The sequence below is a fragment of the Sulfurimonas sp. genome (assembly GCF_032250635.1).
Lineage (GTDB): Bacteria > Campylobacterota > Campylobacteria > Campylobacterales > Sulfurimonadaceae > Sulfurimonas.
On the sequence record NZ_JAVVFL010000128.1, the window covers coordinates 1 to 6,740 of the forward strand.

Below are 6,740 nucleotides of genomic sequence, written 5' to 3' on the forward strand. Positions count from 1 at the left end.
CACTCCAAACAGCGAGCTAGCAAAGCTTCTTGAACAGTATGGTCTGCTTCTGACTTCACACGATAAAAAAGAGATTCTGCTTGATGCCATAAAAGAGCGCGCAAAGACTCTAAAAGAGATGGCGTCCCTTGTGTATGAGATAATTACCACTCCGACTTACTATGAGCAAACAGCCGTAGAAAAAGCGCTAAAGGGCAATGCGCTGGAAATTTTAAATCTTTTTGGCGCAAAAGTATCTGCCGCAAAAGAGCTTCACCTTCCAAGCGACTATCACCACCTTATGCAAGAGGTCGTTGATGAGATGGGGATAGGCTTTGGAAAAATCGGTCAGCCTTTGCGAGTGGCACTTTTGGGCAAACTGAGCGGTCCGGGGCTTGATAGCGTTATGGCGATTATAGGCAGAGATGAGACTATGCTGCGCATCGCAAACACTATTGCCAAGCACTCATAAATTATGAAAAAAACAAAACTCATACATCTGCTACTTTTGCTTATGCTTAGCATTACGGCAGTGCATGATTTTGTTTTTGAAGCGGTTGATGAGCACACACACAACGCCAAAGAGTACATAGGCGAGTTTACGTACGCCTCATCGCACACGCATGCCGGCGGTTTTGATATTTGCGATCTGCATTATGAACTTCATCTGCCATACATTCTTTTAGAGACAGAACCAAAAATAGTACCGAATCTTGTTCTGGATACCCCACTGTTTAAACAAGAGAGCTACCAATTTCACTACAACCCTCGCTTCCTAAAACCCCCTATAGCTTAAATCTTCACAACAAAAAACAAACTATTTTATACCAAACTCAAAGGATTTACTATGCAAAAAAGCATATTTATCTCTATTTTAGTGTGCTCGATTTTAGGGGCACAAAGCTTTGATGAGTTTTTAGAGACGGCTATAAAATCAAGCCCCCTGCTTCAAGCATCATCAATCAAAATAGAGCAGACAATAGAAGAAGAAAAAATTCGCAATCGTTATGAGAACCCGACTCTTGAGCTGGAGTTTTCATCATTTAAGCCAGATGGCGCCCGAAGCGAAAACGGCTATCGTGCCGCTTTGTCTCAGCCGATTCGCCTACACGGAATCAGCGATAAACAACAGGAGCTAGGCAGGGCAAATATAGAGCTGCAAAAGTCAAAACAGAGAGTTACCCGTGCAGAGTTTATCCGCACTCTCTCTTTGGAGTATCTAAAATACGTTCATCTTGTCCGTCTGAGAGATTTAAGCTTGAAATCTTTAGAGATTGCCAAAGATATCTATAACATCTCAAAAGAGAGATACGAGGCAGGAAGCATATCAAGAGGGGAGTTTTTGCGCGCACAGATTGAGCTAAATATGCTCAATTTTGATTTTGAGAGTTTAGTGCTCGAACAAAAAAACCAGTACTATAAACTCTTAAAGATTGCCGCGATAGGTGAAGAGATATCGCTCGAGACCTCTCACAACTTTATCTTAAAAAACAACAGAGGAAAAAACCCGCAACTGCTTGTTTTAGAAAATGAGCAGAAGAGTCTTGCAAGCGGTGCAAAACTCTATGAAAATGCGCTTGAGTGGGTAAACTTGAATGCAGAATTTGAGAAGGAGCCGGAGCAGAATATATATAGAGTCGGAGTGGCTATTCCTCTTGCGATTTTTAACAAAAAAGATGAAGAGAGCTCAATTGCAACACTTGAAGCAAAACAGCTCTCTCATCTAAGCGCCCTTGAAGAGAAATCTATAAACCTTCAACTCAAACAGCTCTCTTTTGAGAACAGTGCCCTTCTTAATCTTAAAAAATCTAACGAGAAGATTTTAAAAGATGAAGAGGAGCTTCTTGGAATGTTTCAAGAGGGGTACAAGATTGCAAATGTAAACCTTTTGGAACTTCAAGATATAAAAAACAGACTTATAAAAACACAGGAGCAGCTCATCAATATACGAACCGCTCAAGAAAGAAATATCATCACACAAAACTACCTCTTAGGAGACTACAATGAATAATAAAACTCTTACGTTTTTGCTGCTCTTTAGCAGCTCTCTTTTTGCAGCAGAAATACAGACTGAACATGCGCAGATGAAAAAATTTTCACCCTCTGCTACACTAAACTCAAAGATAGTACAGCTCTCAAACACAAAACACTCAATCATGTCATCACTTAGCGGACACATTGAAGAGTACTATGTAAAACCTGCTGCCAAGGTCAAAAAAGGGGATAAGATTGCACTCATTGATTCAATGACGCTCTCCGGCATGAGTGCCGAGTATCTCTCCTTAATGGAGCGTTACAACTCTCTTAGCAACAACTACGCTACAACGAAAAAACTCTATGAAAAAGGGCTGCTCTCCTCTGTGGATTTAAATAGACAAAGCATTGAAAAAGATGCAATGTTCTCAAAACTGAGCGCTCTTGAATCTCAGCTTGCATCCCTTGGCATTGAGACCCAAAATATAAAAAAAGCTTCCTCCGAGTATATCTTAAAAGCCCACACCGACGGCACAGTATCAGAAATACTCCAGCCATTGCACTCTTCGGTAAATGAGCAGACTCCAATCGTTAGCATCACAAAAAGAGAGAGCTACTATCTGCAATCATATCTGCCTCTTAGCTATGCGAACGAGGTGAAAATCGGGCAAAAAATAGTTACAGTCTATAATGGGGAAAGAATAAGCTCATCCGTAACGCAAATATTGCCAGAACTTGATCTGCAGACGCAGAGAATTATTTTGCTCTCACCCATAAACAGTATAAAAAACAATCTTTTCATCAATGCATACATCCCGACGACTCTCTATTTTGATGCAAAAAATGAGTATGTGTGCGTCAAAAAATCTGCTCTTGCATTTTTTAATAATGAGTGGGTTGTTTTTGTTCCAAAAGAGCATGATGAAAAAGAGAAAGATGAGCATGAAGGGCACGATAATGACGAAGAAGAGGTTTTATTTGAACCAAAAGTCGTAAAGATTATTATGCAAGATGATCTATTTGTGGCAGTAGATGGATTAAATGTCGGAGATAAATATGCAAGCGAGGATTCATATCTCGTAAAATCAATGATACTCAAATCATCACTTGACGAGCATGGGCACTGAGATGTTAAATAGAATTATTGACTTATCACTTCAGCATAAAGCGCTGGTCATCCTCCTCTTTTTTGCCCTTGGCGCTTTTGGTTTCAAGGCTTATAAAGAGATACCCATAGATGCATTTCCCGACATAACTCCAAAACAGGTAGTTATCTATACAGAGAGCCCGGGCAACTCTGCGGAGGATATTGAAAAACTCATTACCTACCCCATAGAATCGGCTCTCTCGGGTATGGCAGGCGTTAAAATGATTATGAGCAACTCCCTCTTTGGTCTCTCATACGTCTCCATCTTTTTTGAAGATGAGATGGATATCTACTTTTTGCGTCAACTGGTCTCGGAGAGACTTGGCGGCGTTGATATTCCTGATGGCTGGGGAAAGCCAGAACTTGGACCAAACACAACGGGTCTTGGTCAAGTCTTTTGGTATCAGCTCCACGACACTACAAAAGAGTATTCGCTCTCAGAGCTTAGAGAACTTCAAGATTACACGGTTGCACCGCTATTTAAAAGCGTTAGCGGCGTTGAGGAGGTTATCGGCTGGGGCGGGTATGAAAAACAGTATAGCGTTTTGGTAGATACCAAAAAACTCCAAAATATAGGCGTAACTTTCGGGGAGATTGTTACGGCACTGCAAAAAAGCAATCAGGCGGCAGGCGGACAGTATCTGGAATTTAACTCAGAGCAGTATCTCATCCGTGGAGCCGGGCTCTACAAAACTCTCGATGACATCAGACGCAGCGTTATAAAATCTCAAAACGGGCAAGCCGTGACTATAGAAGATATAGCGACTGTGGAGGAGGATTTTTCACCGCGTTTTGGAGCCGTGAGCATTGACGGTAGCGAAGCTGTTATGGGGATGATTCTGCAAAGAAGCCAAACAAATGCGCAACAGGTTGTAGAAAATATAAAAGAGAAAATCGTTACAATCAACGCTGTTTTGCCAAAAGGCGTAGAGATAAAAGCCATTTACGATAGAACAGATATAACGAACAAGGCACTGGACACCATCTACTCTGCTCTTTTTAGCGGCATACTTTTGGTAATGGTTGTTCTGTTTCTATTTCTCTTTGAACTCCGCTCCGCGTTTATCGTTATCTTATCGCTTCCGCTCTCTTTGCTTATCACGTTTTTAGCGATGGAGCAGTTTGGAGTCAGCGCAAACCTGATGAGCCTCAGCGGCTTAGCCATAGCCGTCGGAATGATAGTCGATGGAACAATCGTCATAGTGGAGAACAGCTACAGAAAACTCTCAATTACTCCCGATGCCAAAAGACTAAGCGTTGTAGCAGAGGCGGCAAAAGAGGTTGCAAAGCCTATAACTTTTGCTATTTTGATTATCGCTGCCGTTTTTATACCGCTGTTAAGTCTTGATGGACTTGCCGGAAAACTCTACTCTCCCATGGCATTAAACATTGTCTTTACCATGCTGGCGTCACTTTTGGTTGCTCTTATTCTTACTCCTGTTTTGATTCTTCTGCTTTTAAAGCCAAACAGATCAAAAGATAATCGCTTTATACATTTTGTTAAAAGAGTCTACACGCCTCTTTTAACCTTTTCACTCTCACATGCCAAGGCTGTACTCTTATCAACAGCCATGCTCTTTTTAGCTTCAATCTTTGTTCTCTTTGGGCAGGGGCGGGAGTTTATGCCCTCGTTAAATGAGGAGTCTATTATGTATCGCGTTATTGCTATCCCCGGAACGGCACTTGAGCGCTCAATAAAGAGTGCGGCAGAGATTGAAAACCACATCTTGCAAAACTATCCCGATGAAGTAACTTCCGTCCTCTCCATGATAGGAAGAAGTGAAAAGGGAGAAACAGCGCAGGCAAACTACATGGAAGTTCTCTTAACCCTCAAACCAAACATCAAAAATCTTGAACTTCTAACGCATGAGATGAGCGAGGATTTGCAGCATAGGTTTGAGTTTGTACAGTTTGTTCCGACTCAGCCTATAGCGATGAGAATAGAGGAGCTCTTAGAGGGTGTAAAAGCCGAACTTGCCGTTAAAATTTACGGTGAAGACCAAAAAATCTTAGCCTCCATAGCAGAAGATATTGAGAAAAACATCGGTTCGGTTGAAGGCTTGGAGGGAGTAGAAGTTGAATCGCAGCTCGGACAAGCACAGATAGATATAACTCCAAACTATCTGGCTCTCTCTCGCTACGGCATCGCCGTTGAGGAGGTAATGCAAATTGTGCGCAACGGCATAGCAGAAGAGCCCGTAAGCCAAATGATAGAGGGAACCAAGCGATTCGGAATTGCTGTAAAAATAAAAGATGCCAAAAAAGATATAAAGTCTCTAAGGGCGGTAACTCTTCGCTCTTCAAGCGGTGCTTTAGTAACTTTGGAGCAGCTATGCGATATCTCCCTAAAGCAGGGTCCATCATTTATAAAAAGAGAAAATCTCAGCAGATATATGGTGCTCTCCATGGAAGTTGAGGGGCGTGACGTTGCCTCGTTCGTAAAGGAGGCGGATGCTCTTATTAAGAAGAATGTAGAAATTCCTACGGGTTATTACATCGGCTGGGCTGGAGACTTTAAAAATATGCAAGAAGCAACCCAAAAACTGATGATTATCATACCCATTACACTGCTTATAATAGCCCTTCTTTTATACACGGCGTTCAATTCTCTCTCAAAAGCGGTGCTGATTTTCATGAATGTCCCTTTTGGATTCATCGGCGGCATTATAGCTCTTGTGGCAAGCGGTTTATATCTCTCGATTTCGGCGATTATCGGCTTCTTGGCCATCTTTGCGATTTCCATTTTAAACGGTATCGTACTTGTGAGCTTCATTGAAGAGTTGAGAGAGCAGTTTGTGGATGTGAAGCTTAAAACTTTACTAAAAGATGCAGCTCTTCTTAGACTTCGTCCTGTTCTTATGACGGCTTTTACCACACTATTTGGTATAATTCCGTTACTTGCGGCAACAGGAGTGGGGAGTGAGATTCAGTATCCGCTCTCAGTGGTCGTCACAGGCGGCATTATCAGCTCAACTTTGTTGACTCTGCTTGTTTTGCCTGCCGGATATTATCTATTTTTCAATAGGGATAAAGAGTGAGGAAAAGAGTTTTAATCCTTCATGGCTGGGGCGGGAGCGATTTCCCGCACTGGCAGAGTTGGCTGGCATCTGAGATTGCAAAAAATTACGGTTGTGTCAGTTTTTTAAAATTTAGCAACGTTGACTTTCCAAACAAAAATGAGTGGTTAGTTGAGTTAACCAAAGAACTGGACGATTTTAAACCAGACATTGTTATTTGCCACTCACTGGCAAATACACTCTGGTTTCATCTCTGCAATGAGGGCAAAATAGAGGAGATAGAAAACCTTTTTCTTGTTGTTCCTCCAAGTTTGGAGTGCGACATAGAGGAGCTGGAGAGCTTTTTTCCATGCAGTGTTCCTAAAAAACTTTATGCAAAAAAGCAGATGCTTATTACCTCGACGAACGACCCTTACATGTCTCAGGATGAGGCAATAGCGCTTCAAAAGGCACTTGGTGTAGAGATGATGGTTTTAGAGAATGCAGGACATATAAACAGAGACAGCGGTTACGGCGAGTGGCACTGGATGCTAGAAGAGATAAAAAATATCTCGCAGTAATAACAATTTTCTGCCTCGAATGAGGCAAGCTTTTCTAAAGAAACTTCGTTTTGTGCCATGGCG

General features: G+C 41.9%; 5 protein-coding genes and 1 pseudogene. All 6 read left to right on the plus strand.

Features of this window, described 5'->3' with window-relative positions; translation table 11 throughout:
* A pseudogene (locus RQ763_RS08275) lies at window positions 1-451 on the plus strand (glutamate--tRNA ligase); the annotation flags it as partial.
* 3 nt (window positions 452-454) lie between these two features.
* Window positions 455-775 (plus strand): hypothetical protein, encoded by a 321-nt coding sequence (locus tag RQ763_RS08280; RefSeq protein WP_314152314.1) that lies wholly within the window; start codon window positions 455-457, stop codon window positions 773-775.
* A gap of 51 nt (window positions 776-826) precedes the next feature.
* A complete protein-coding gene (locus tag RQ763_RS08285) occupies window positions 827-1,990 on the plus strand; it encodes a TolC family protein (RefSeq protein ID WP_314152315.1) in 1,164 nt (387 codons plus the stop codon).
* Window positions 1,983-3,080 carry an efflux RND transporter periplasmic adaptor subunit gene (locus RQ763_RS08290; protein ID WP_314152316.1) on the plus strand — a complete coding sequence of 366 codons (1,098 nt, stop codon included), beginning with the start codon at window positions 1,983-1,985 and terminating at the stop codon, window positions 3,078-3,080. The genes RQ763_RS08285 and RQ763_RS08290 overlap by 8 nt, the downstream gene beginning before the upstream one ends.
* 1 nt (window position 3,081) lies before the next feature.
* A complete protein-coding gene (locus RQ763_RS08295; RefSeq protein WP_314152318.1) occupies window positions 3,082-6,138 on the plus strand; it encodes a CusA/CzcA family heavy metal efflux RND transporter in 3,057 nt (1,018 codons plus the stop codon).
* Window positions 6,135-6,677: an RBBP9/YdeN family alpha/beta hydrolase gene (locus RQ763_RS08300; RefSeq protein ID WP_314152319.1), complete on the plus strand. Its 543-nt coding sequence runs from the start codon at window positions 6,135-6,137 to the stop codon at window positions 6,675-6,677. The genes RQ763_RS08295 and RQ763_RS08300 overlap by 4 nt, the downstream gene beginning before the upstream one ends.
* Window positions 6,678-6,740 lie beyond the last annotated feature (63 nt).

Excerpts from the sequence above, each read along its gene's own strand:
- RQ763_RS08280 (WP_314152314.1), top strand. The coding sequence starts at position 455 with ATGAAAAAAACAAAACTCATACATCTGCTACTTTTGCTTATGCTTAGC.
- RQ763_RS08285 (WP_314152315.1), top strand. The coding sequence starts at position 827 with ATGCAAAAAAGCATATTTATCTCTATTTTAGTGTGCTCGATTTTAGGG.
- RQ763_RS08290 (WP_314152316.1), top strand. The coding sequence starts at position 1,983 with ATGAATAATAAAACTCTTACGTTTTTGCTGCTCTTTAGCAGCTCTCTT.
- RQ763_RS08295 (WP_314152318.1), top strand. The coding sequence starts at position 3,082 with ATGTTAAATAGAATTATTGACTTATCACTTCAGCATAAAGCGCTGGTC.